This is a genomic window from Serratia sp. TSA_7 (genome assembly GCF_052692135.1).
On the sequence record NZ_JBQZFU010000001.1, the window covers coordinates 724,992 to 748,064 of the forward strand.

21 protein-coding genes are annotated in these 23,073 nt (G+C 56.5%); 8 read left to right on the forward strand and 13 right to left on the reverse strand.

The features are described from left to right. Window positions 1-60: 60 nt before the first annotated feature. Window positions 61-2,691 carry a PqiB family protein gene (locus tag ACUTQW_RS03570; protein ID WP_037432753.1) on the reverse strand — a complete coding sequence of 877 codons (2,631 nt, stop codon included), beginning with the start codon at window positions 2,689-2,691 and terminating at the stop codon, window positions 61-63. Then, complete coding sequence (gene yebS / locus ACUTQW_RS03575) at window positions 2,660-3,907, reverse strand: membrane integrity lipid transport subunit YebS (protein WP_006324882.1); 1,248 nt, start codon at window positions 3,905-3,907, stop codon at window positions 2,660-2,662. The genes ACUTQW_RS03570 and yebS overlap by 32 nt, the downstream gene beginning before the upstream one ends. Before the next feature lie 604 nt (window positions 3,908-4,511). Between yebS and ACUTQW_RS03580 the strand changes: the two genes are divergently transcribed. The 5 genes from ACUTQW_RS03580 to htpX all read left to right on the forward strand — a co-directional run bounded on the left by ACUTQW_RS03580 (window position 4,512) and on the right by htpX (window position 9,420). Beyond that, window positions 4,512-5,009, forward strand: coding sequence for a GAF domain-containing protein (locus ACUTQW_RS03580; RefSeq protein WP_006324884.1), 498 nt, complete (start codon window positions 4,512-4,514; stop codon window positions 5,007-5,009). Between the two features lie 95 nt (window positions 5,010-5,104). Beyond that, window positions 5,105-5,815 carry an RNA chaperone ProQ gene (gene proQ, locus ACUTQW_RS03585; RefSeq protein WP_004943519.1) on the forward strand — a complete coding sequence of 237 codons (711 nt, stop codon included), beginning with the start codon at window positions 5,105-5,107 and terminating at the stop codon, window positions 5,813-5,815. 19 nt (window positions 5,816-5,834) lie between these two features. Continuing rightward, window positions 5,835-7,880 (forward strand): carboxy terminal-processing peptidase, encoded by a 2,046-nt coding sequence (prc, locus tag ACUTQW_RS03590; protein ID WP_004943522.1) that lies wholly within the window; start codon window positions 5,835-5,837, stop codon window positions 7,878-7,880. A 252-nt stretch (window positions 7,881-8,132) separates the two neighbouring features. Continuing rightward, window positions 8,133-8,345, forward strand: a complete 213-nt coding sequence (locus ACUTQW_RS03595; RefSeq protein WP_006324885.1) for a DUF4260 family protein — start codon at window positions 8,133-8,135, stop codon at window positions 8,343-8,345. Between the two features lie 196 nt (window positions 8,346-8,541). Further along, entirely contained in the window at window positions 8,542-9,420 is an 879-nt protein-coding gene (gene htpX / locus ACUTQW_RS03600) for a protease HtpX (protein WP_004943526.1), read from the forward strand. Window positions 9,421-9,467: 47 nt separating this feature from the next. On the opposite strand, the gene ACUTQW_RS03605 is transcribed toward htpX, so the two are convergent. Further along, window positions 9,468-10,862 carry an MFS transporter gene (locus tag ACUTQW_RS03605; RefSeq protein WP_041417337.1) on the reverse strand — a complete coding sequence of 465 codons (1,395 nt, stop codon included), beginning with the start codon at window positions 10,860-10,862 and terminating at the stop codon, window positions 9,468-9,470. A gap of 230 nt (window positions 10,863-11,092) precedes the next feature. Between ACUTQW_RS03605 and kdgR the strand changes: the two genes are divergently transcribed. After that, window positions 11,093-11,884 carry a DNA-binding transcriptional regulator KdgR gene (gene kdgR, locus ACUTQW_RS03610; protein ID WP_004943529.1) on the forward strand — a complete coding sequence of 264 codons (792 nt, stop codon included), beginning with the start codon at window positions 11,093-11,095 and terminating at the stop codon, window positions 11,882-11,884. Between the two features lie 127 nt (window positions 11,885-12,011). On the opposite strand, the gene ACUTQW_RS03615 is transcribed toward kdgR, so the two are convergent. The 4 genes from ACUTQW_RS03615 to ACUTQW_RS03630 all read right to left on the reverse strand — a co-directional run bounded on the left by ACUTQW_RS03615 (window position 12,012) and on the right by ACUTQW_RS03630 (window position 16,605). Beyond that, on the reverse strand, window positions 12,012-13,403 hold the full coding sequence (locus tag ACUTQW_RS03615; protein WP_006324887.1) for an L-cystine transporter: 1,392 nt from the start codon (window positions 13,401-13,403) through the stop codon (window positions 12,012-12,014). A 182-nt stretch (window positions 13,404-13,585) separates the two neighbouring features. Then, window positions 13,586-14,134, reverse strand: a complete 549-nt coding sequence (locus ACUTQW_RS03620; RefSeq protein WP_004943534.1) for a metal-dependent hydrolase — start codon at window positions 14,132-14,134, stop codon at window positions 13,586-13,588. A gap of 449 nt (window positions 14,135-14,583) precedes the next feature. Continuing rightward, a complete protein-coding gene (hxpB, locus tag ACUTQW_RS03625; RefSeq protein ID WP_004943536.1) occupies window positions 14,584-15,249 on the reverse strand; it encodes a hexitol phosphatase HxpB in 666 nt (221 codons plus the stop codon). A 63-nt stretch (window positions 15,250-15,312) separates the two neighbouring features. Next, on the reverse strand, window positions 15,313-16,605 hold the full coding sequence (locus ACUTQW_RS03630) for an HdeD family acid-resistance protein (protein WP_004943539.1): 1,293 nt from the start codon (window positions 16,603-16,605) through the stop codon (window positions 15,313-15,315). Between the two features lie 195 nt (window positions 16,606-16,800). On the opposite strand from ACUTQW_RS03630, the gene ACUTQW_RS03635 reads away from it, so the two are divergent. Beyond that, a complete protein-coding gene (locus tag ACUTQW_RS03635) occupies window positions 16,801-17,361 on the forward strand; it encodes a YniB family protein (protein WP_004943543.1) in 561 nt (186 codons plus the stop codon). A 40-nt stretch (window positions 17,362-17,401) separates the two neighbouring features. Here the strand turns inward: ACUTQW_RS03635 and ACUTQW_RS03640 are convergent, their stop codons facing one another. After that, window positions 17,402-18,271, reverse strand: coding sequence for a fructosamine kinase family protein (locus ACUTQW_RS03640; RefSeq protein ID WP_004943546.1), 870 nt, complete (start codon window positions 18,269-18,271; stop codon window positions 17,402-17,404). A gap of 255 nt (window positions 18,272-18,526) precedes the next feature. Between ACUTQW_RS03640 and ACUTQW_RS03645 the strand changes: the two genes are divergently transcribed. Next, the gene (locus ACUTQW_RS03645; RefSeq protein WP_004943550.1) at window positions 18,527-18,976 is read left to right on the forward strand and encodes a GNAT family N-acetyltransferase; all 450 of its coding nucleotides are present in this window, start codon (window positions 18,527-18,529) and stop codon (window positions 18,974-18,976) included. 37 nt (window positions 18,977-19,013) lie between these two features. Here the strand turns inward: ACUTQW_RS03645 and ACUTQW_RS03650 are convergent, their stop codons facing one another. The 5 genes from ACUTQW_RS03650 to ghoS form a co-directional block, all read right to left on the reverse strand. Further along, complete coding sequence (locus ACUTQW_RS03650; RefSeq protein ID WP_006324890.1) at window positions 19,014-19,874, reverse strand: metal ABC transporter permease; 861 nt, start codon at window positions 19,872-19,874, stop codon at window positions 19,014-19,016. After that, window positions 19,874-20,734 (reverse strand): metal ABC transporter permease, encoded by an 861-nt coding sequence (locus tag ACUTQW_RS03655; RefSeq protein ID WP_006324891.1) that lies wholly within the window; start codon window positions 20,732-20,734, stop codon window positions 19,874-19,876. Before ACUTQW_RS03655 ends, ACUTQW_RS03650 begins: the two co-directional genes overlap by 1 nt. Beyond that, window positions 20,734-21,624: a manganese/iron ABC transporter ATP-binding protein gene (locus ACUTQW_RS03660; RefSeq protein WP_013812621.1), complete on the reverse strand. Its 891-nt coding sequence runs from the start codon at window positions 21,622-21,624 to the stop codon at window positions 20,734-20,736. Before ACUTQW_RS03660 ends, ACUTQW_RS03655 begins: the two co-directional genes overlap by 1 nt. Continuing rightward, window positions 21,621-22,565: a metal ABC transporter substrate-binding protein gene (locus ACUTQW_RS03665; protein WP_006324893.1), complete on the reverse strand. Its 945-nt coding sequence runs from the start codon at window positions 22,563-22,565 to the stop codon at window positions 21,621-21,623. Before ACUTQW_RS03665 ends, ACUTQW_RS03660 begins: the two co-directional genes overlap by 4 nt. Window positions 22,566-22,695: 130 nt before the next feature. Beyond that, window positions 22,696-22,995: a type V toxin-antitoxin system endoribonuclease antitoxin GhoS gene (gene ghoS, locus ACUTQW_RS03670; protein ID WP_006324894.1), complete on the reverse strand. Its 300-nt coding sequence runs from the start codon at window positions 22,993-22,995 to the stop codon at window positions 22,696-22,698. Window positions 22,996-23,073: the final 78 nt, after the last annotated feature.

A 23,073-nucleotide genomic window follows, 5' to 3' on the forward strand; every position in this document is an offset into this window, starting at 1 on the left:
TAGCATAAAAACGGGCCGACAGGGGGAGTGGGTGCCCCCTGCCGGCATTGGGTTACGCGCTTAATCCCGCGGGATTGCGGTGCCCCATTCTTTCCAGTCTTTCGGCTCTTCCGCATTCAGCATGAAGTGTTTGTTCGGCGTCGATTTAGGCGCCAGCGGAATGGTTGGCGGGGTGGCGAAGGCAATGCCGCCGCGGATGAACTGCTGGAAGGTGCCGCTCTTGATCACGCCGCCGGTCAGGCCAAACTGCAAGTTGTAGCCGGAGGCCAGCCAGAACACGCTGTTGTTGCGCACCAGGTGCTGATATTTCTTGCTGATGCGCAGCGCAACGTGAACGCGATCGGACATGGCGCCGAGATAGAAACCGGTGATGGTACCCACTTCCATGCCACGGAACAGCACCGGCGTGCCGACTTGCAGCGAGCCGGTTTCCGCTGCGTCGAGGATCACGCTCAAGCCGTCCAGATAGCGTGAGTCGGTGATGCTGGCTTCCTGCAGTTCGAAGCTGCGCAGTTCGCGGCCGCGGCCTGGTTCAACGTTGATATACGGCTGCAGCAGCGTATCGAGATTGCTGACCCCCGCGGCGGAAATTTCCGGCGACACTACGGAGAAACGGCTGCCCAGACGTGCGAAGGTCTGCACGTATTCCGGATACAGCACCGCCTTGGCCAGCACTTCATTGCGCTCCGGCGCCAGTTTGAGCGAATCCACCTGGCCAATATCGATGCCGAGATAACGCAGCGGCATGCCGGGCGACAGCTTGCTGGCATCGTAAGTCCTCAGGACAATCTGGCTGCCTACCGCACGGGCGGCGGTTTCATTGGCATAGAGTACGCGTTTGGCGCCTTTATCCAGCGTCACGCCCTGCAGATTGTCGAAGCTGATGGCGCCTTTCAACGCCCGGTTGAGCGGCGAAGCCTGCACCGACAGGCCGCTGCCGTTCAGTTGCACCTTGGCGCCGCCTTCGGCCCAAAAGATGCTTTCGCTGGTCAGCAGTTTGCGGTATTCCGGGCTGATATAGACGTCCACCTCAAACTCGTTGGCTTTCGGGCGAACGTTAACGATCTCGCCCACCTGGAATTTACGGTACAGCACCACCGAACCGGTCTGCACGTCCGGCAGGCTGACGGCGTTCAGCGTAAGGGTTGGCGTTGGGCTGTTGCCGATAATGCCGGCATCGGCCTTCTCGGCGTTGGCATACAGCGGATACTGGCCGACCGGTTCGCCCTTGCTGCCGGGGATGATGCGCACGCCGCCGTCCAGCCACTCTTGCGCGCTGGCGCCCAGCACTTCCATGCCGTCGATCCCCAGCTTGACGTCGACGCGGCTGTTGACCACGAATTTGCTGTCTTTATGCAGCAGGCGACGGTATTGGGCTTCGACGGCGGCGGTGAAGACCACGCCGCTGTCGGTCAGTGCGCGGCTCATCACCTGGCCGACTTTAACCCCATGCACAATCAGCGGCTGGCCTACGTCGATGCCGTAGCTTTGCGGGGCGTTGAGCGTCACGGTCAGCACGCCCGGCTGTTGCAACAGGGTTTCGCTGCTGTCGAGTACGTTGAAATGCTGCTGCGGTTCACCGTCGCCCGGCACCAGTTCCAGGGTATTGCCGGTCAGCAGTTGGCTGATTTTGGCGTCGTTAAGGCTGAGGCGCGGGCTGCGCATCACAATACGCGTTCCGCTGCGCATCAGATCCACCACCGAGGGATCGACGGTCAGCTCGCCGGTGACCTTGCTGTCCTGCTGGAGCGTCAGTTTGGTCAGGGTGCCCACCTGCAGCCCCTGGTAAATCAGTGGGGTGCGGTTCTCGCTGAGGTTATTGCCGCTCGGCAGATCAAGCGTAATGTTCACGCCGCGTTGACTGTGCGCCAGATCAGGGTACAGATCATAGCTTTGGTCGGCCTTGGCTTGCTGGCCGTCCGGCGGCGAGTCAAAGGCGATTGCGCCGTTGACCAGCGCCGCCAGGCTCTCAACTTGCACCGAGGCGCCCGCCAGGCTGAAATCGCCCTTAAAGCCTGAAACATTCCAGAAGCGGCTGTTACCTTTCACCAGATTGGCGAAGCGGCGGTCGATCAGCACGTCGACAGTGACGCCCTTATTACCTTCGGCGATGGTGTAGTCGTAGACTTTGCCGACCGGAATTTTACGGTAATACACCAGCGAACCGGTATTGAGCGAACCGAGGTCGTCGGCATGCAGGTGAATCATCAGTTCACCGGTATTCAGACGGTATTTGGGCTGGGTATCGAGTGCGGTGAAATGGGTTTGCTCTTTGCCGCTGCCCGGCATCATACCGATGTAGTTACCGCCGACCAGCGCGTCCAGGCCGGATATCCCGGCCAGTGAAGCCTTTGGCGTAACCAGCCAGAATTGGGTACCTTCGCGCAGCGAGTCTTCCAGATCGCTCTTGATGCTGGCTTCAACCACAATGCTGCGCAGATCCTTGCTCAGGCTGATGGACTGCACTGTGCCGACTTCCACCCCCTGATAGCGCACAGGAGTACGGCCCGCGACGATGCCCGCCGCAGACTGGAAATCGATGGTGACCGTGCTGCCGCGTTCCTGAAAGTTGGTATAAACCAACCACCCCGCGATCAGCAGGGCGATAAACGGCAGTAACCAGAATGGCGAAATGCGGCGCTTGTTTTTGACCCGCGCTTCAGTCGGTGTATTCGGCGTTTCCTGTTGCATGTGCATCCCAAATCAATCGGCTATCCAGCCACTCTACGGCAAGAATAGTTAAAATGACCGCAGAACCAAAGTAAAAGGCTGCCGGCCCCATAGTAAAAGATAACAGTTGGTCGCGATTCACCAGCGACATCATTAAGGCGATAACGAACAGATCGAGCATGGACCAGCGACCGATCCAGGTGACCAGCCGTAGCAGACGAATGCGTGTCTTCAGGCTGTGCGAGGTCTTGAAGTGTATGCTGAACAGCAGGGTGATCAGCACTATGACTTTGGTGAAGGGGACCAGCACGCTGGCGATAAAAACGATAGCGGCGATCGGCGCGTTGCCGGAGGTCGCCAGCGACACTACCCCGGAGAAAATGGTGTCTTCCAACCGTGCGCCGTTGGCGTAGACGATTGAAATCGGCAGCAGGTTGGCCGGGATCAGCAAGATCATCGCCGCAATCAACGCCGCCCAGGTTTTTTGCAGGCTATAGGGCTGGCGATGACACATGGGAATATGGCAGCGCGGGCAGCGTCCCCGCTCGTCCGGATAACCGGTGAAATGGCACGACAGGCACACATGCAGCGCCGCCGGCGGGCCTTCCGGTTGTTCCTGCGGGTAATAACGTTCCCACAGTTGTTCCAGATTGACGTGGATCAGGGTCAGGATGCTGAGCAGAGTGAGCGACAGGTAGGCGATCAGCGCGCTGCCGGCCTGGATATCGGCATACTCTTTGACTTTGATCGCCGCCACCGCCATGCCGATCAGGTAAATATCGAGCATCACCCATTCTTTCAACCGTTCCAGCATCAATAATACCGGACGCAAATTCATGCCGAACGCGTGCCCGAAACGCAGATAAAGCAGCGACAGCGCCAACGTCAGCGGAGCACCCAGGGTACAGAAAGCGACCATGCTGGCGGTAAGGGGATCGCCCTGGCGGCTCATCTGCCAGATGCCTTCCAGCAGGCTGGCGTCGATGCGGGTGCCCAACAGGCGGATGCTGATCAAAGGTTCGCTGAAGGCGAAAGGCATCAGCAGCAGCATGGCGACCGCCATGGCGGTCAGGCGGGTCATCGACCAGTCGCGGCCATGCACCACTTTAGCATTGCAGCGCGGGCAATAAGCGGCCTGATTGCCGTTCAGCGGCGGCAACACGAACAGCAGGTCGCATTCGCAACAGCGCTGGTGGCGTGCTTTGGAAAGAGGGCCGGTGATCGCGTGTATTTTCATCATGACAAAGCTGCTCTAAAGCCCGCCGGAGGGATAGCGTGGCTGAAAAATAAACCTGCTGTAACCCGCTTCGGGTAAAGCGCGGCGCGGTAAACAGGGTTTCTGCGAGGCAAACATACCTTGCCCGGCAGGGGTTTGTGAAGCAACAGATGAATAACCCGATGGCTATACGCATTTTTTGTAGGAAGGACAATGCGGGCCGGCGATCGTCGCTGCATTTTCTGGGGTGGTCTTTCTGGACATGGCTTCATTATAGCCACGGCGGCCATTTGCGGGCTGCCGGCGGGGCAATGGAGGGCCGACATTGAGCGTCGTTGAACGTCATAACTACCAATTCATTGATATTAAAAGAATAAAGTTCATGGCGGTTGACCCGTCGTTCCTTGCGCTAACTCCCTGTTTCAAAACGTCTCATGATTGCTTTGGACAACGCGACGCAATAGCAATTATGCTGGGGGCAAGCCGACAGGAAAATGGCAAGACAGCGAAACTACCTGCATGATATACAATAGAAAATCAAATCTATTGCCGCTTGCATACATTATGACTGGTTCCTGTGTTTCTCTCTTTATTCGGCACGGGAACGGATAACCATGGTTAACTAATGACAAAAGAAGAATTCTACGCGGAATTAAAACGCGATTTGAGTGCGCTGCTCGACGGGGAAACCAACTTCATTGCCGCACTGTCCAACGCCAGCGCGTTGATTAATGAGCGTCTCGACGACGTCAATTGGGCCGGCTTTTACCTGATGGACGGCAACCAACTGGTGCTCGGTCCGTTCCAGGGGAAAATCGCCTGCGTGCGCATTCCGGTGGGCAAGGGTGTCTGTGGAACCGCAGTGGCGGAAAATCGCGTGCAGCGCGTTGGCGACGTCCACGCGTTCCCTGGCCACATCGCCTGCGACGCGGCCAGTAATGCGGAAATCGTACTGCCGCTGCGGGTTAGAGGTCAGATCATCGGCGTTCTTGATATCGACAGCACAGTTTATCAACGTTTCGACGAACAGGACCAACAGGGCCTGGAAGCAGTGGTGGCGGGGCTTTGCGTGCAACTGGAACACTGTGATAGTGCGAAATACATCACTGTGACGGCAAGTTGATCTACGGTTAACGTGGCATTTACCGATGACGTCATTATAATGACGCCTGTTCATGCCTGTGGCTTGTTGGCGACCCGTTGTAATCAGGAAATTTCATGGAAAATCAACCTAAGTTGAACTCTAGTAAAGAAGTCATTGCTTTTCTTGCCGAGCGTTTTCCGCTCTGCTTTAGCGCCGAGGGCGAAGCTCGCCCGTTGAAAATCGGTATTTTTCAAGATCTGGTAGAGCGTGTTCAGGGGGAAGAAAGCTTAAGCAAAACGCAATTACGTTCTGCACTGCGCCTGTACACCTCAAGCTGGCGTTATCTGTACGGTGTCAAAGTTGGCGCGCAGCGCGTCGATCTGGACGGTAATCCGTGCGGTGAGCTGGAACAGCAGCATGTCGATCATGCCCGCCAACAGCTTGAAGAAGCCAAAGCGCGCGTTCAGGCACAGCGTGCCGAACAAAATGCCAAAAAACGTGAAGCTGCCGGTGAATCAGCCGATGCCGAGCCACGCCGTCCACGTCCAGCCGGTAAAAAACCTGCTGCGCGTCGCGAAGGCGGAGCCGCACCGGAGAACCGCAAGCCGCGCCCACAAACTCGTCCACAGCAAGCTCGTCAACCTCGTGCAGCAAAAGAGGAAAGCCAGCAGCGTCATGTGCCAGTCACGGATATCTCTAAACTGCAAATTGGCCAAGAAATCAAAGTCAGAGCAGGCCAGAGCGCGATGGATGCAACCGTACTTGAAATCGCTAAAGATGGCGTACGTGTGCAGCTCTCTTCCGGTCTGGCGATGATTGTGCGCGCAGAACACTTGCAGTTCTGATACGGAGGCCAACCAAGGCATGAACAAATTTGTCAGATTAACAGCAGTCGCGGGTCTGTTGTGGGCGGGTGTCAGTTACGGAGCGGATACAGCCAACATCCGCATCGACCAACTGCCTCAGCTTCATCAGGAACCGCAGCATGCTACTGTGAGTGAGCGCGTAACCTCGCGCTTCACTCGCTCTCATTACCGTCAGTTTGCCCTCGATGCGGATTTTTCAGGCAAGATCTTCGATCGCTACCTGAATATGCTGGACTACAACCATAACGTGTTGCTGGCCTCCGACGTGGCGCAGTTCGCCGACAAGCGCAATCAACTGGGCGAAGAACTGAAAAGCGGTAAGCTGGATACGCCATACGCGCTGTACAATCTGGCTCAGAAACGCCGTTTTGAGCGTTACACCTATGCGTTGTCGTTGCTCGAAAAGCCGATGAACTTTACCGGCAACGACACTATCGATCTCGACCGCAGCAAAACGCCGTGGCCGAAAGACAAGGCCGAACTGGACAGCCTGTGGGATGCGAAAGTCAAATATGACGAGCTGAACCTCAAGCTGACCGGCAAAACCGACAAAGAAATCCGCGAAACGCTGACCAAGCGCTATCAGTTCGCCATTAAGCGCCTGACGCAAAGCAACAGCGAAGACGTGTTCCAACTGGCGATGAATGCCTTTGCGCATGAGATCGACCCGCACACCAACTATCTCTCCCCGCGCAACACCGAACAGTTCAACACCGAGATGAGTCTGTCATTGGAAGGCATTGGTGCGGTGCTGCAGATGGATGACGATTACACGTTGATCAACTCCATGGTACCGGGCGGCCCGGCCGCCAAGAGCAAGGCGATCACCGTGGGCGACCGCATTGTCGGCGTCGGTCAGACGGGTAAACCTGTGGTCGATGTTATCGGCTGGCGTCTGGACGACGTGGTTTCCCTGATCAAAGGGCCGAAGGGCAGTAAAGTCCGCCTGGAAATCCTGCCTGCCGGCAAGGGCACCAAAACCCGCGTTGTTACGCTGACCCGCGAACGTATCCGCCTGGAAGACCGTGCGGTGAAAATGACCATCAAGACTGTCGGCAAAGAGAAAGTCGCGGTGATGGACATTCCTGGCTTCTACGTGGGCCTGACCGATGACGTGAAAGTGCAACTGCAGAAGATGGCCAAGCAGAACGTCAAGAGCCTGATTATCGATCTGCGGACCAACGGCGGCGGCGCGCTGACCGAAGCGGTCTCGCTCTCCGGCTTGTTCATTCCGAGCGGCCCGGTGGTGCAGGTGCGTGATAACAACGGCAAAGTGCGTGAAGACGCGGATACCGACGGCATTGTTTATTACAAAGGCCCATTGGTGGTGCTGGTTGACCGTTTCAGCGCCTCGGCTTCCGAGATCTTTGCCGCAGCGATGCAGGACTACGGCCGTGCGCTGATCGTCGGTGAACCGACCTTCGGTAAAGGTACCGTGCAACAGTATCGCTCGCTGAACCGCATTTACGATCAAATGCTGCGGCCGGAATGGCCGGCGCTGGGCTCGGTGCAATACACCATCCAGAAGTTCTATCGCGTTAACGGCGGCAGCACCCAGCGTAAGGGCGTAACGCCGGATATCCTGATGCCTACCGGCGTCGATCCAGCGGAAACCGGCGAGGCGTTTGAAGACAACGCCATGCCTTGGGACAGCATCAATGCGGCTACTTACAGCAAAACCGGCGATCTGACCGCGTTCGATCCTGAACTGCTGAAGGACCATGAGCAGCGTATCGCCAAGGATCCGGAGTTCCAGTACATCGCGCAGGACATCGCCCATTACAAGGCGTTGAAAGACAAGCGTAACATCGTCTCACTCAATCTTGCTCAGCGCGAGAAAGAGAACCACGATGATGACGCTACCCGTTTGCAGCGCATCAACGATCGTCTGCAGCGTGCCGGCAAGAAACCGTTGAAGGCGTTGGAAGATTTGCCGAAGGATTACCAGGAGCCGGACCCATACCTGGATGAAAGCGTGCATATCGCGCTGGATCTGGCTCACCTTGAACAGGCGCAGCCAACCCAGCAGCCGGCGGCGAAGTAACGCAACCGGGTAAATAAAAAACGCACCTTCGGGTGCGTTTTTTGTTAAGCGCCGCTGAAGGCGCATTTAGGCGTCAAACATCCTGTGAGGCAATGATGAGCGAACTAACGCCCCCGATGCGCGTTACTCTGCGGCTCGAGTCGCTGCTGGTTTTGTTGGTGTCCGTAGCGCTGTATCAGCACCGGGAATACAGCTGGTGGCTGTTTCCTGATACCGGACATTTCGTTCCTGGGCTATGCGTTTGGCAAAAAGGTGGGGGCGATCGGTTATAACCTTGCTCATTCCTATATCGGCCCGGCGCTGTGCGCCTTACTGTTCGTCCTTTTCCCGCAGCCGTTCTGGCTGATGACGGCGCTGATTTGGTGTGCCCATATCGGCTTCGACCGCACCTTGGGCTACGGGTTGAAATATGCTCAAGGTTTCGCCTATACCCACCTTGGGCGTTTGAACGACAAACACCGCTGATTTGCCGCAGAAAAACCACCGCATTACGCAACAATCGTTTACAATTTGAAAAGCCATGCTGGAACGCCGATTTTGTAAAGTTTCGTATTTTTAGTAGGTTAATGGCGTGCAACTCTTGAAACTGTGACGAATGCCCATACGATCTAGGGTATCCGAGACAGCGTTTTGTTAACATTTATGAGGAAGTAAACATTTTATGATGCGTATAGCTCTGTTCCTGCTCACCAACCTGGCGGTGATGTTGGTTTTCGGGCTGGTGCTCAGCCTGACAGGAATCCAATCCAGTAGCGTTCAGGGTCTGATGATTATGGCCGGTCTGTTTGGTTTCGGCGGTTCGTTTGTCTCCTTGCTGATGTCCAAATGGATGGCGCTGCGCTCCGTAGGCGGGGAAGTGATTGAACAGCCGCGTAACGAAACCGAAAACTGGTTGCTGGAAACGGTGCGCCGTCAGTCGCAGCAGGCGGGCATTGCCATGCCGCAGGTCGCTATTTATCACGCACCGGACATTAACGCTTTCGCTACCGGCGCACGCCGTGATGCTTCGCTGGTTGCCGTCAGTACCGGCCTGTTGCAGAGCATGAGTCGGGATGAAGCGGAAGCGGTTATCGCGCACGAAATCAGCCACGTCGCCAACGGAGACATGGTCACCATGACGCTGATTCAGGGCATCGTGAACACCTTCGTGATCTTTATCTCGCGCCTGATTGCGCAAGTGGCCGCCGGTTTCCTCGGCAACCGCGACGGTGAAGGTGAAAGCAACGGCAACCCGATGATTTACTTCGGTGTGTCGATGGTGCTGGAATTGGTGTTCGGCATTTTGGCCAGCATCATCACCATGTGGTTCTCACGCCACCGTGAGTTCTACGCCGACGCAGGCTCCGCCAAACTGGTGGGCCGCGAGAAGATGATTGCTGCGCTGCAGCGTCTGAAAACCAGCTACGAGCCGCAGGAAGCGGGCAGCATGATGGCGTTTTGCATCAACGGCAAATCCAAGTCGTTCAGCGAACTGTTCATGTCGCACCCACCGCTCGACAAGCGTATCGAAGCGCTGCGTTCAGGTCAGTACCTGAAGTAACGCTGAGAAGATAAAAAACCCCGGCTTGCCGGGGTTTTTTATGTCTGCTATTTGGCTTGCGGGCTGTGTTCCACCGGCTCCGCGCGCGGTTGGGTGATTCGCAAGCTGCTGACCGCTGCCGCTAGCGTGGCGAAGCTGCCGGCGAGGATCAGCGAGGCGTGCGTACCGGAGGTGGGAAACAGATTGAACATCAGCGCCACCAGCGCGGCACCGGAGGTTTGTCCCAACAGGCGGGCGGTGCCGAGCATGCCGCTGGCGCCGCCGCTGCGGTTACGGGGTGCGGCAGAAATAATGGTGTGGTTATTGGGTGACTGGAACAGCCCGAATCCGGCACCGCACAGCACCATACGCCAGATGATATCCAGGTCCGACGGGTTATGCGGCAGCATCGCCAGCAGGAACAGCCCTAGCGCAAACACTCCCAACCCGATACAGCCCAACAGCCCGGCGTGAACGCGCTCCACCAGCCGCCCGGCGATCGGCGCCATAACGATAATCGCCAGCGGCCAGGGTGTCAGCAACAGCCCGGTAGCCACCTCATCGCGGCCCAACGTACTTTGCAGAAAGAACGGCAGTGAAACCATCGCCAGCATTTGCGCAGCGAAGGAACAGATCGAGGTGCCCATCGACAGGGCGAAAATCGGGATGCGCAGCAGGTCGACCGGCAGCAGCGGAAACTCTTGCCGCAGTTGGCGGCGGACGAAGAAGAAGCCGATCACCATCAGTACGGCGATTTCGCTGAATATCAGCGTCAGGCTCTGACCCTGGGCAAAGCCGCTGATGGCAGTGATCAGCAGCCCGAAGGTCAGGGCGTTCATCACGGCGCTGGTCGGGTCAAAACGCTGATTGCTGCTTTTCTGGCTGTTGGCGGGCAGGTACTTCATCCCCAGCGCCAGCGCCACAATGCCAATCGGCAGATTAATGGCGAACAGCCATTGCCAGGATGCCACGGACAGTATCGCCGCCGCTACCGTGGGGCCCGCCGCCGAGGAAAAAGCGACAATCAGTGAGTTGATGCCCATGCCGCGCCCGAGAAAGCGCTGAGGATAGATAATGCGGATAAGCGCGGTGTTGACGCTCATGATGGCGGCGGCGCCAAACCCCTGCAGCACACGGGCTATGGTCAATGTCACCAGCGAATCGGACAGCGCGCAAAACAGCGAGGTAATGCTGAAGACCAACAAGCCGGCTTGATAGATACGGCGATAACCAATCAGGTCACCGAGCGAGGCCAGCGACAGCAGTGAAATGGTGATGGCCAACTGATAGGCGTTAACCACCCAGACCGAACTGGCCGGGCTGGCGTTCAGATCGCGGGCGATGGTAGGCAGCGCCACATTGGCGATCGCACCGTCAAGCACGGAAACGGTAATGCCCAGGGCGATGGCGAGGATGGCCCCATAGCGTTGTGGGACGGGGAGGCCGTCAGTACAAGAACGCATGTTGATCTCGAAGGTATTAATACGGGGGAGTATTAACATGCTAATCATATTCGACGGTAATTGCACCTTCAGTGGCCAGCTCAATTGTAATAACCGATGAGAGTTATGGCCTAATGCATTCATCTTCAAGCATTTTTTCTTGGTTTCATTGCAGGGTGTCAGGGCTTGCGCGTATACTGAAACCCGTGTTCAAATTTCTTAAAACAGAAAAGCTGAGTAGGGCATTTAGTATGGCTAACGCAGATTTAGATAAACAACCGGATTCTGTTTCATCAGTGCTGAAAGTGTTTGGTATCTTGCAAGCGCTGGGCGATGAGCGCGAGATCGGCATTACTGAGCTTTCTCAACGGGTGATGATGTCCAAAAGCACCGTCTATCGTTTTCTGCAGACCATGAAGTCGCTGGGCTATGTGTCGCAGGAAGGGGAATCGGAAAAATATGCGCTTACTCTCAAGCTGTTTGAACTCGGTGCCAAGTCGCTGCAGAACGTCGATCTGATCCGCAGCGCCGATATTCAGATGCGCGAGTTGTCGAATCACACCCGTGAAACCATTCACCTCGGGGCGCTGGATGAAGACAGTATTGTCTACATCCATAAAATCGACTCGATGTACAACCTGCAGATGTATTCGCGCATCGGTCGCCGTAATCCGCTGCACAGCACCGCCATCGGTAAAGTGCTGCTGGCCTGGCGCGAGCGTGCGGAGGTGGAAAAAATCCTGTCGCAGATTGAGCTTACCCGCAGTACCCCGCACACCCTCACCAGCCCCGCTGCGCTGCTGTCGCTATTGGAGCAGGTACGCGAGCACGGGGTGGGCGAAGACATTGAAGAGCAGGAAGAAGGGCTGCGCTGCATTGCGGTGCCGGTATTCGATCGCTTTGGCGTGGTGATCGCCGGGCTTAGCATTTCGTTCCCCACTATCCGCTTCTCCGAGAAGGCCAAGGCGGATTACGTTAAACGCCTGCATGCTGCCGCACGTAACATTTCCGATCAAATGGGCTACCACGATTATCCCTTTTGATCCTGCCGGTGGTTGATGCCTAAAGGTGTGCCGTTCACGGGAGCGCCTTTATCCTTTAAATGAACCGCTATCGCAGACATAAAAAAACCGGAGCATCGCAGCTCCGGTTTTTTATTGCGGACGACATTTACTGGTGAGCCAGTTCCACTTCGTCTTCGCTGTCCATGATGTTTTTGTCCGTCTGCTTCATCAACTGGCTGGTGATGGTGCCGGCAGTCATTGAGCCGCTGACGTTCAGTGCGGTACGCCCCATGTCGATCAAGGGTTCGACCGAAATCAGCAGGGCAACCAGCGTGACCGGCAGGCCCAGCGCAGGCAGTACAATCAGCGCAGCGAAGGTGGCACCGCCACCCACACCGGCAACGCCGGCAGAGCTGATGGTGACGATACCCACCAACGTGGCGATCCACACCGGATCAAGCGGGTTGATGCCAACGGTTGGGGCAACCATAACCGCCAACATCGCCGGATACAGGCCTGCACACCCGTTCTGGCCGATGGTAGCGCCGAACGAAGCGGAGAAGCTGGCGATGGATTCCGGCACGCCCAGGCGGCGAGTCTGCGCTTCAACATTCAGCGGAATGCTGGCGGCGCTGGAGCGGCTGGTGAAGGCGAAGGTGATGACCGGCCAGACCTTGCGGAAGAATTTCGCCGGGTTAACGCCGGTGAAGGCCAGCAGCAGGGCGTGTACCCCAAACATGATTGCCAGACCGAGGTAAGATGCCACCACGAAGCTGCCGAGTTTGACGATGTCGTGGATGTTGGAACCGGCCACCACTTTGGTCATTAACGCCAGTACGCCGTACGGAGTCAGTTTCATCACCAGGCGCACCAGCTTCATCACCCAGGATTGCAGGGTGTCGATAGCCACCAGCACGCGCTGGCCTTTCTCTTTATCGTCTTTCAGCAACTGCAGCGAAGCCACACCCAGGAAGGCGGCGAAGATCACTACGCTGATGATCGAGGTTGGGCTGGCACCGGTCAGATCGGCGAACGGGTTTTTCGGCACGAACGACAGCACCAGTTGCGGTACGGTCAGGTCCGCCACTTTACCGACGTAGTTGCTCTGGATAGCCGCCATGCGCGCGCTTTCCTGCGTACCCTGGACCAGGCCTTCTGCGGTCAGGCCAAACAGGTTGGTCACCAGCACACCCACCAGCGCGGCGATAAGCGTGGTGAACAGCAGGGTGCCGATGGTCAGAAAACTGATCTTGCCCAGTGAAGAGGCATTGTGCAGCTTGGCTACCGCGCTCAGGATTGAGGCAAATACCAGCGGCATTACGATCATTTGCAGCAACTGCACATAGCCGTTACCGACAATGTTGAACCAGCTGATGGATTCTTTCAGTACCGGGTTTTCCGAGCCGTATACCAGTTGCAGACCCAGGCCGAACATTACGCCCATCACCAGGCCGACCAGTACTTTTTTCGCCAGGCTCCATTGCTTATGGCGGGTTTGCGCCAACAACAAAAGGAGGGCGACAAAAACCACCACGTTAATTACCAGCGGAAAATTCATCCCCAATGTCTCCAATCATTTTTCTTATATAAAAACGGCTACGCACCAAGGTGTAGCGAATCAAATATCGTAACAGTTTGCGCAACGGCTCACTTATATCCAAATGGAATTTGATATAACTTTGAATATGGATTTGTTTAATTAATATACTTTATGAATGGTTAGTGGCCGATTTTTTGTGATCACAGTCGGATATTTTTGATTTGCTCAAAATAGGACTGCACAGGAATGGTGCACCCTCCTTGCCAATAGATAGCGAAGGCCACCAGGCAGAGGCAAAGGGCTCGCTCCAACTGGTTGCCTTTCTGGGAATTAAGCACCGGCAGGCGAAAGCGCCAGCGGCAGGGCCAGAGCAAGGGGACGCCGGCAGGGGTGAGCATATCGGCCAACAGGTGGCTGAAATAGCCAATAATCATCGCATGCAGCACGTCGGGCGGGATAGGCCAACTGCGCGGCACATCTAACTGGAACAGCGCCATACCGCCGGCGATCGCCAGCAGGCTGTGGGTGAAACCGCGGTGCCCGAAGGCTCGGGAGATGGGAATGGCAATCCAGCGCAGGCGTTGGCCCAGGACCGATTTGGGGTGATCGATATCGGGCAGCAGTGAGGTTAGCAGTGCGGCAGGGATAATGTGCCACCAGTCGCCGGTGGCCAGCTCCGGTGTCACCTCGGCCTTCTTGGCGAAAATCGCGCAAGCGACAGAGAAAATAAGATGTCCTTCCGCGGTCATGCTGTTGTTGTTCCGGCTGATAAACTGTTAATTTATCCAGTATATGGGAAAATTAACAGTTGCGGAAGCGGTTACCCTGTAACTAATTGTTTGTTTTGTCCGGTTTTACAACGAGTTGTTACGTAAAAGGTTAAGCATTGACCGTTGTGGATGCCGCGGATGATCGTAAGGAATGCGTTGACTACCTCCCACGAATACATCTCGACTGCAGGCATGCGGGAGAAAGCGCCGAGCGGCAGAGTTGCGCTGCGTGGCAGTGACAGCGCTTACCGGCTACCCGGCGCTTTCTTGATGTCCCAGCATAGATATTCCGGCATGTTAATTCAATAAAAATGAAATAATGTTTTATTTATTTTCAGGCCTAAGGCATGGTTTTGAAAATTAGCGGGAGGAACCAGGAGATAAAAGAGAGAGGCAGGGCGGCAGCGGGATAACGCCGCCGCGAAAGATTACGCCAGATGGCCGGGAGTGAGCTGTTCGAGGGTATCGAGTTTATGGTCCGCCAGTGCCCAGCGCGTGTCGTGGCGATACTCTTGCGCCGGGATGACGATTGAACGCATTCTCGCGGCCTTGGTGGCAATCATGCCGTTGAACGAGTCTTCCAGCGTGATGCAGCGCAACGGATCGCTGCCGAGACGTTCGGCGGCGATAAGGTAAACCTCCGGGTGCGGTTTGCTGTAAGGCAGATATTCGGCGGACACCAGTTGATCGAAATACCCCGCCAGATCGAACATCTTCAACACCTGTTGTTGCATGTGCAGCGGCGATGCGGAGGCCAGGCCAATCTTCAGATCCAGACTGCGGCACAGTTCCAACGCCTGTTGCACGCCCGGCAGCAACGGCCGTTTTTCATGTACCAGCTCAATGGCGCGTTCAATAATCCGCGCGGAGACCTCCTCCAGCGAAACGCCTTGCCACGGCATGGCCTGAAACCACATTTTCACCACCAGATCGATGCGTAGCCCGAGGGTGTCCGGCAGTTTATGGCGGTCAGACAGATCCAGCCCCAGCGCGCCAAAGATATCCAGTTCCGCCTGTAGCCACAGCGGTTCTGAGTCGATCAACAAACCGTCCATATCAAAAATAGCGGTTTCAATGCGTTGCGAATAGGCCATTAGCGATGAGCTCCTGCCGGCGTCGGTGAATGTGCCACCACTTTAACATCGCCGGGAACCAGACTAAAATTTTTGCCTGCCGGATTGCGCCGCATTCGCTCCGGGCGCCTTGCCGAAACGCAGGATACGCCACAGATCGCGCAGTTTTGACCACCAGCGCTGGTGCTGCCGCTCGGTAACCTGCTGCAGCATGCGGGCATAGTCCAGCACCAACCCCGGCGTCCAGGTCATGGTCTCTCCGCGGCTACGCAACACCGCCAGCATCCACAGGTTGGGGTCGAGGATCAAAAACAGAAAACGCCGCCACAGAGGTTTGTCGCCCAATACGCCTTCCAGCGCACTGTCCAGCGCCAGGATCACCGTGGTGGAACAGTTACGGCGCGTCAGGTTGTAGGTTGTGTCCTGACGATACCCTTGCCAGAAGGCGTGCAAGGCAGCTGGGTTATAACGGCGGAACTGGATTTTCTTGTCGGGTGCGCACCAGGCCGCTACCTCTTGCTGCAAGCCGGGCAGAAAGCGACCCTCGACGTTGTTTTGTTCGCCGGAGTGCAGTAACTGACGGAAATCCTGCACTGAATGGCTGATGTCATTCAGCGGATAATGGCTGATGTACAAATCCGGGGCCAGCTCCAGAGCGGCATGCCCGGTGGAGATATGGCCGCCGCCATCCACTGCGGCGATATAGCGGTCAACAATGTAGCGCCGGCGCGCATCTTTCGCCGCCGCCACCGGAGTCCAGACATAGACCGTCAAGGGGGCAGCCTGAACCGTTAGCGCAGCAGCAGGTTGCTGTCGGTTCAGGGAGAAGCTCTCCAGCCGCTGTGCAATGCGCAGTAACGCCCAGCCCGACAGCAAAAGCATGACGCCGACGCAAAAGGGGACCGTCATGCGGTGCGGTACCGGCCAGCCGGTAAAAATAAATAGCGACAGCAAGATTTCGAACCCCCCCGCCAACGCGACCAGTTTCCAGCGGCTGTGCTGGATCAGGGTAGAAGAGGCGATACGCACTGAACCGTCCAGCAGCAACGCGCTGCCGAACACCAGCGTGGCGACAATATTGTCGTCTGCGGGGACGTCCAGCACCAAAAACGCCATCACCAGAAACCCCAGCCCCTTTAGCAATACCGGTCGGCTGGCGGTGGAGCCAATCACCAGTGCGGCGGAGATCGCCACCAGCCCCTCGAGTGCCAGTACCACCGCCAGTGCGTCCAGCGCCAACACCGAGCGGCCATCTTCTAGCACGTCAACTAACATCAGCAGACCGACGGCGATCCATGCCCAGCCAAACAGCAGCAGCGCACGCCGCTGGCCGCGCAGCGCCTGTGGACCCAATAACAAGATGATAAGGCGAACCATGGCGCCCCCTTTCAGAACGGATTGAATTAACTATATAGCCATTTAACGAGAATGCGTTGTCACCGTTAAGTTGTTGAAAACGGATAATCCCGGCTACGCTTGTAGCACAGCAAGGCTAAAGAAAACGGTGGGCGAGTTTCAGTAACTACAGGTAGACTTAGCCAATTACGGTTACGTCGCTTACAAGGGGAACACATGACGTATCAACAGGCTGGGCGCATCGCCATTGTGAAACGTATTCTTGGTTGGGTAGTTTTCATCCCCGCGTTGCTGTCAACGCTGATCTCGCTGCTGCTGTTTTTCTATCAGCACAGTGAGAAGACCAAGGGCATTAATGCGGTGATGCTGGATTTTGTCCACGTCATGGTGGATATGGTGCGTTTCAATACGCCGTTCCTGAATATCTTCTGGTATAACTCGCCGGTGCCGGACGTAGCGAAAAGCCTGTTCAGCGGCGCCAATCTGATGTTTATCGTTATCTATTTTTTGATTTTTGTCGGGCTGGCGTTGCAAGCCTCGGGCGCGCGCATGTCGCGCCAGGTGAAGTTTATCCGTGAAGGCCTGGAGGACCAGATGATCCTCGAGCAGGCCAAGGGCAGTGAAGGGCATACGCGTGTGCAACTGGAAGAACGCATTACGCTGCCACGCCACACCATTTTTCTGCAGTACTTCCCGTTGTACATTCTGCCGGTAGTGATCGCGGTCATTGCCTGGTTCGTCATCAAGTTACTCGGCCAACTGGCCGGCGCCGCTTAAGACTGGACGAGGCCAAGGCGCTGGATTCAGCGCCTTGATACTATCGCGCTTGAGGGTGCAGCAACGCGTCTACTGCACGCTGCGCCTTGACCAGATGTTGGCCGCCGAACAGATTGCTGTGGTTAAGCAGGTAATACAGCTGATACAGCGGCTGGCGTTCAATAAAGCCATGTTCCAACGGCCAGACACTCTGATACCCGTCATAAATCTGCGGCGGTAGCTCAGGGTGCAACGGCAGCATCGCCAGATCGCACTCGCGATCGCCCCAGTAGCTGGCAGGATCGAACAGGATCGGACCGTCGGCGGTCATGCCGCAGTTTCCCGGCCACAGGTTGCCGTGCAACAGTGAAGGTTGCGGCTGATGGTGTTGCAGGCGTAGATACACTACGTCGATAATTTCATCAATATCACCAAAGGTCATGCCTTTCTCCGCCGCTAACTGCAACTGCCAGCCGATGCGTTGCTCGGCAAAGAATTCCGACCAGCGGCGCTGCCAGGCATTGGGTTGCGGAGTGGTGGTCAAATCGTTATCGAAGTCGAGGCCGAACTGCGGCTGTTCACTCCATTTATGCAGATGAGCCAGCTGTTGGCCGAGGCAATGAGCGCCGTGGGCATCGAAGGGTTTCAGCGGCTGGTATTCCAGCAGCAGGAAGCTGTAGTCACGATCGCTGCCGACGCCATAAACCTGCGGCACCCGCACGGTTTTACTGCGTGCCAGCAGGGCCAGTTGATCGGCTTCGGCGGTAAAGATCGGTAGCATTTCGCGGGCATCACATTTGACAAATACCTCGTTGTCACCGTAACTCACGCGCCACGCCGGGTGGATCTCTCCCCCGGGCAGTTCAGTCCTTTCGCGGATTTCTGCGCTGCCAAGATGTTCACTTAACAGACGGCTAACGGCTTGCCACATGGTACACCCCCTCTGTGTTGCCTGCGAATTCATTAGGTTAGCCTCTTTACCGTTCCGAAAACACGACCTGGCGCACAGCTGGCACCGACGGCAGGCGATTTTTTCGCCAGTCGCGTTTGCTCAAAGTATATACGCTATTGATTCATTTAAGCACGCGGCCTATTGCAACTTCGTGGCACCGGAGCGATGTTTATCAGGTTGGCGGCAACAGGGTACGTATAGAATGATTTTTATAATCAGTAAGATGAGGGAGTTATGGAGCAGAACCGGCAGTGGCGTCGCGACGAATACCTGATAGATACGGATAAAAGTGAATTAAATTTGGCGTTCACTCACGCATTTTTGACCACCTCGAGTTGGGCGTCAGGCATTTCGCAGGAGACTGTGCAACTTTCCATCGACAACAGCCTGTGTTTTGGCCTCTATCATCACCGGCAACAGATAGGTTTTGCGCGTCTGGTGACGGATTACGCCACCTTCGGTTATCTGTGCGATGTGTTTGTCGCACCGGATTATCAGGGGCGTGGGCTGGCCCGCTGGCTGATGGACTGCACGCTGGAACATCCACTGCTGCAGCGGTTGCGGCGCGTTATGCTGGTGACCGGCACCGCGCCGTGGCTGTATCAAAAAGTGGGATATGAAGCGCTGAATCGTCAGGACTATGTCTGGCATATCGTTCGGCCAGATATCTACCGGCAGCGGTAAGGATAAGCGGCGATGAGGGGGCTCACCGCCGCAAGCGTTAAGGTTTCTCGTTGCGCAACGCCTCTTCGTGACGTTGTAACGGCCTGAGTTTGCTGTAGAGCAGGGCGATAATAAACGCAATCGCCTGAACGATCACAATACAGGGGCCGGTCGCGCCGTCGATGTGAAAGCTGATCAGGGTACCGAGCACGCAGGAGAATACCGACACCAGCGTCGCGATGACCAGCATGCGATCGAAACTGCGGCACAGCATAAAGGCAATGATGCCCGGGGCTATCAGCATCGCAATCACCAGTATCACCCCGACTGCCTGCAGAGAAGCGACAATCGTCAGCGCCAGCAGGCACAGCAGCCCATAATGCAGCAGTTTTACCGGCAGACCTATGACCCTCGCATGGTTCGGGTCGAAACAGTAGAGCATCAGATCTTTGCGCTTGAGCAATACCACCACCAGCGTAATGCCGGCAATCAGCAGCGTTTGTTTCAGCTCGGCGTCGGTAATCCCCAGCATATTGCCGAACAGGATGTGGCTCAGATGCTGATCGGTATCGACGCGGGAAAACAGCACCAGCCCGAAGGCGAACATGCCGGAGAAAACGATGCCCATCACCGTATCCTCTTTCACCCGGCTGTTCTCTTTCAGGTAGCCGGTGGCTACCGCACAGAAAATGCCGGAGAAAAACGCGCCGATAACCACCGGGATGCCAAGTACGAACGCCACGACAATGCCGGGCAGAACAGCGTGCGAGATAGCATCGCCCATCAGCGACCAGCCTTTGAGCACCAGATAGCACGACAGCACCGCACACACCACGCCGGTCACGATAGCGGCCAGGATCGCCCGCTGCATAAACGGGTAGGCGAAGGGTTCACTGAGCAGTTGATACAGGGTTTCCATCAGTGGCCTCCGGTCTGTTCACGGGCGACGCGGCGCCGGGACGCCAGCAGGCCGTGTTTGGGGGCGAAGAAAAACGCCGCCAGGAACACCAGCGTCTGCAGGGTCACGATCACGCCGCCGGTAGCGCCGTCAAGGAAGAAGCTCAGGTAGGCACCGACACCGCTGGTCAGTGCGCCGATGACGATGGCGATGATCACCAAACGGCTAAAGCGGTCGGTCAGCAGATAGGCGGTGGCGCCTGGCGTAATCACCATGGCGATCACCAAAATCGCCCCGACGGTTTGTAGCGCCGCGACGGTGCAGGCGCTGAGCAGGGTGAAGAACAGGATTTTCATCCGCAGCGGCGACAGACCAATCGACACCGCGTGGCTTTCGTCAAAGAACACCGCCAGCAGGTCTTTCCACACCAGGCACAGAATCAGCAGCGAAACGCCGATGATAATCTCGACCTGCAGCACGTCTTCGTCGGCGATGCCGAGAATATTGCCGAAGATAATCGACTGCACGTTAATCGACGTAGGATTGAGTGAAATGATCAGCAGCCCAACGGCGAAGAAGGTCGAAAAAATAAAGCCGATGATGGCGTCTTCGCGCAGGCGGGTGACGTGGCGTACCAGCGTCATGGCCAGCGCGGCCAGCATGCCGGTGAAGAAGGCCCCGGCGGCGTACGGCAGACCAAGGGCATAGGCCCCGGCGACGCCAGGCACCACCGAGTGCGACAGCGCATCGCCCATCAGCGACCAGCCTTTCAGCATCAGGTAGGCCGACAGGAACGCGCAGGCGGCGCCGACGATGGCGCTGACCCAGATCGCTTTGACCATGTAGTTGTAATGGAAGGGTTGCAGCAAAATGTCCAGCATCAGAGTTGCTTCTCCTTTGGCTGGCTTTGCGCCGGAGGGTCGCTCTTGGTATGGCCGTAGAACACCGCCGGGCGTTCGTCATCGGTCAATACCGTCACGGTGCGCGGATCGTTATCGTCGTGCAGATCCGGGCCGGACAGGTTGATATGGCGCAACACGCCGCCGAACGCCTGTTCCAGGTTGCTTTGGGTGAAGGTGGTTTCGGTTGGGCCGGCGGCCAGCACCGTGCGGTTAATCAGGATCACCCGGTCGCAGAATTCCGGCACGCTGCCCAGGTTATGGGTGGAAACCAGGATCAGGTGACCCTCGTCACGCAACGCGCGCAGCAGATCGATAATTGCGTTCTCGGTTTTGACGTCCACGCCGGTGAAGGGTTCATCCAACAGCAGCACGGAACCTTGTTGCGCCAGCGCCCGCGCCAGGAACACCCGTTTTTTCTGCCCGCCGGAAAGCTCGCCGATCTGGCGAGTACGCAGTTCGCTCAGGCCAACGCGCTCCAGCGCTTTGTCGACGCGCAGTCGGTCTTCCCGGGAGGGAATGCGCAGAAAATTCATCTTGCCGTAGCGGCCCATCATCACTACGTCTTCCACCAGAACCGGGAAGTTCCAGTCGACGTCTTCGGTTTGCGGGACGTAGGCAATAATATTTTTTTTCAGCGCTTGCGCCACCGGTTTGTCGTTCAACTGCACACGGCCGGTGGTGGGTTTGACCAGCCCCATGATACTTTTGAACAGCGTCGACTTGCCGCTGCCATTGACGCCGACCAACGCGCAAATGGCGCCGCCGCTCAGGTTAAAACTGGCGTTGTGGATCGCGGTATGGCCGTTGTTATAGGTAACGGTAACGTCATCCACGATCAGCTCAGGGCGGACAAAAACCTCGGTGGTCATTGATCAAATCCTTTGGCGATGGTTTGTACGGTGACGTTCAGCAGGTCTATATACGTCGGTACCGGGCCGCCCTGGGTGGACAGCGAATCGACATACAGCACGCCGCCGTACTTCGCCCCGGTTTCTTTCGCCACCTGCCTGGCCGGCTTGTCGGAGATGGTGCTTTCGCTGAAGACCACAGGAATGCGGTTGGCGCGAACGGCGTCGATGACCCGGCGAACTTGCTGCGGCGAACCTTGCTCGTCGGCGTTAATTGGCCACAGATAGACTTCTTTCAACTGATAGTCTTTCGCCAGATAGCTGAATGCGCCTTCGCTGGTAACCAACCAACGTTGGGCTGCGGGAATACGCGACAGGCGCTCGCGCAGCGGGGCATCCAGCGCGCTGATTTTGGCGGCATAGGCTTTGGCGTTGCGGTTATAGGTTTCTGCGTTGGCCGGGTCGTGCTGCACCAGGGCTTTACGGATATTTTCTATATAGATAAGCGCATTGCTGGCAGACATCCAGGCATGCGGATTCGGGTTGCCGTTATACGGCCCTTCGCGGATTGGCAGCGGGGTGATGCCTTCGGTCACCACGGCGGCGGGAACCTGTTTGATGTTTTCGAAGAAGCGTTGGAACCAACGTTCGAGGTTCATGCCGTTCCACAGGATCAAATCGGCGTGCTGCGCTTTAACGATATCGCGTGGCGTTGGTTGATAATCGTGGATCTCCGCTCCCGGCTTGGTAATAGATTCAACCACCGCGGCGTCGCCGGCCACGTTTTGAGCGATGTCCTGAATGATGGTGAAGGTCGTCACCACGCGCAGTTTCTTTTCCGCTAAAGCGGGATTGCCGGCGAGGCCCGCGACGAGCAGCAGACACAGCAGAGCAAAAGGGCGGTAAAACGCCGCAACCTGAATGAGTGGCAGGCGGGGAAAAGCGCGTTGTTTCAAAAGCATGGTGACATCTCCTGGCTCAAATGAAAATGATTATCAATATCATTTATGGCAAAGTCAAGCGTCACCTTCAGGCTGACGGCAGGTTACTAATCCATTGCAAAAATAATACCGTCAGGTGAGTTATAGCATTTTATGTATCAGTATGTAACCGCTTAACGTACTCCTCATAGCGGACTATGTCGACCTCCGGCGTTTTCCCCAGGGCAACCTCCCCGAGCTTTTGCGCCAACTGTTGTACATCCTGTTGATCCAGTGGGGTTATAAACGCAAAACTGTTGCTGCTCAACGGATGCGGAATGCCCTGTTCGTCTGTCACCGAAGTGACAAATCCATCGCGGGTTAATTGTCCGGTAAGCTTGGCCAAATCAGCCAATCCTTCTTCCTGATAGCGGAAAGTCACCACAAAACACGTCGTCGCAGATTGACTCATAAATCACCTCTTGGTATATGAATAGCTTGAGATTAGACCAAAAAAATTATGCAGGCGTCCTTACAAGTTGTATATGCT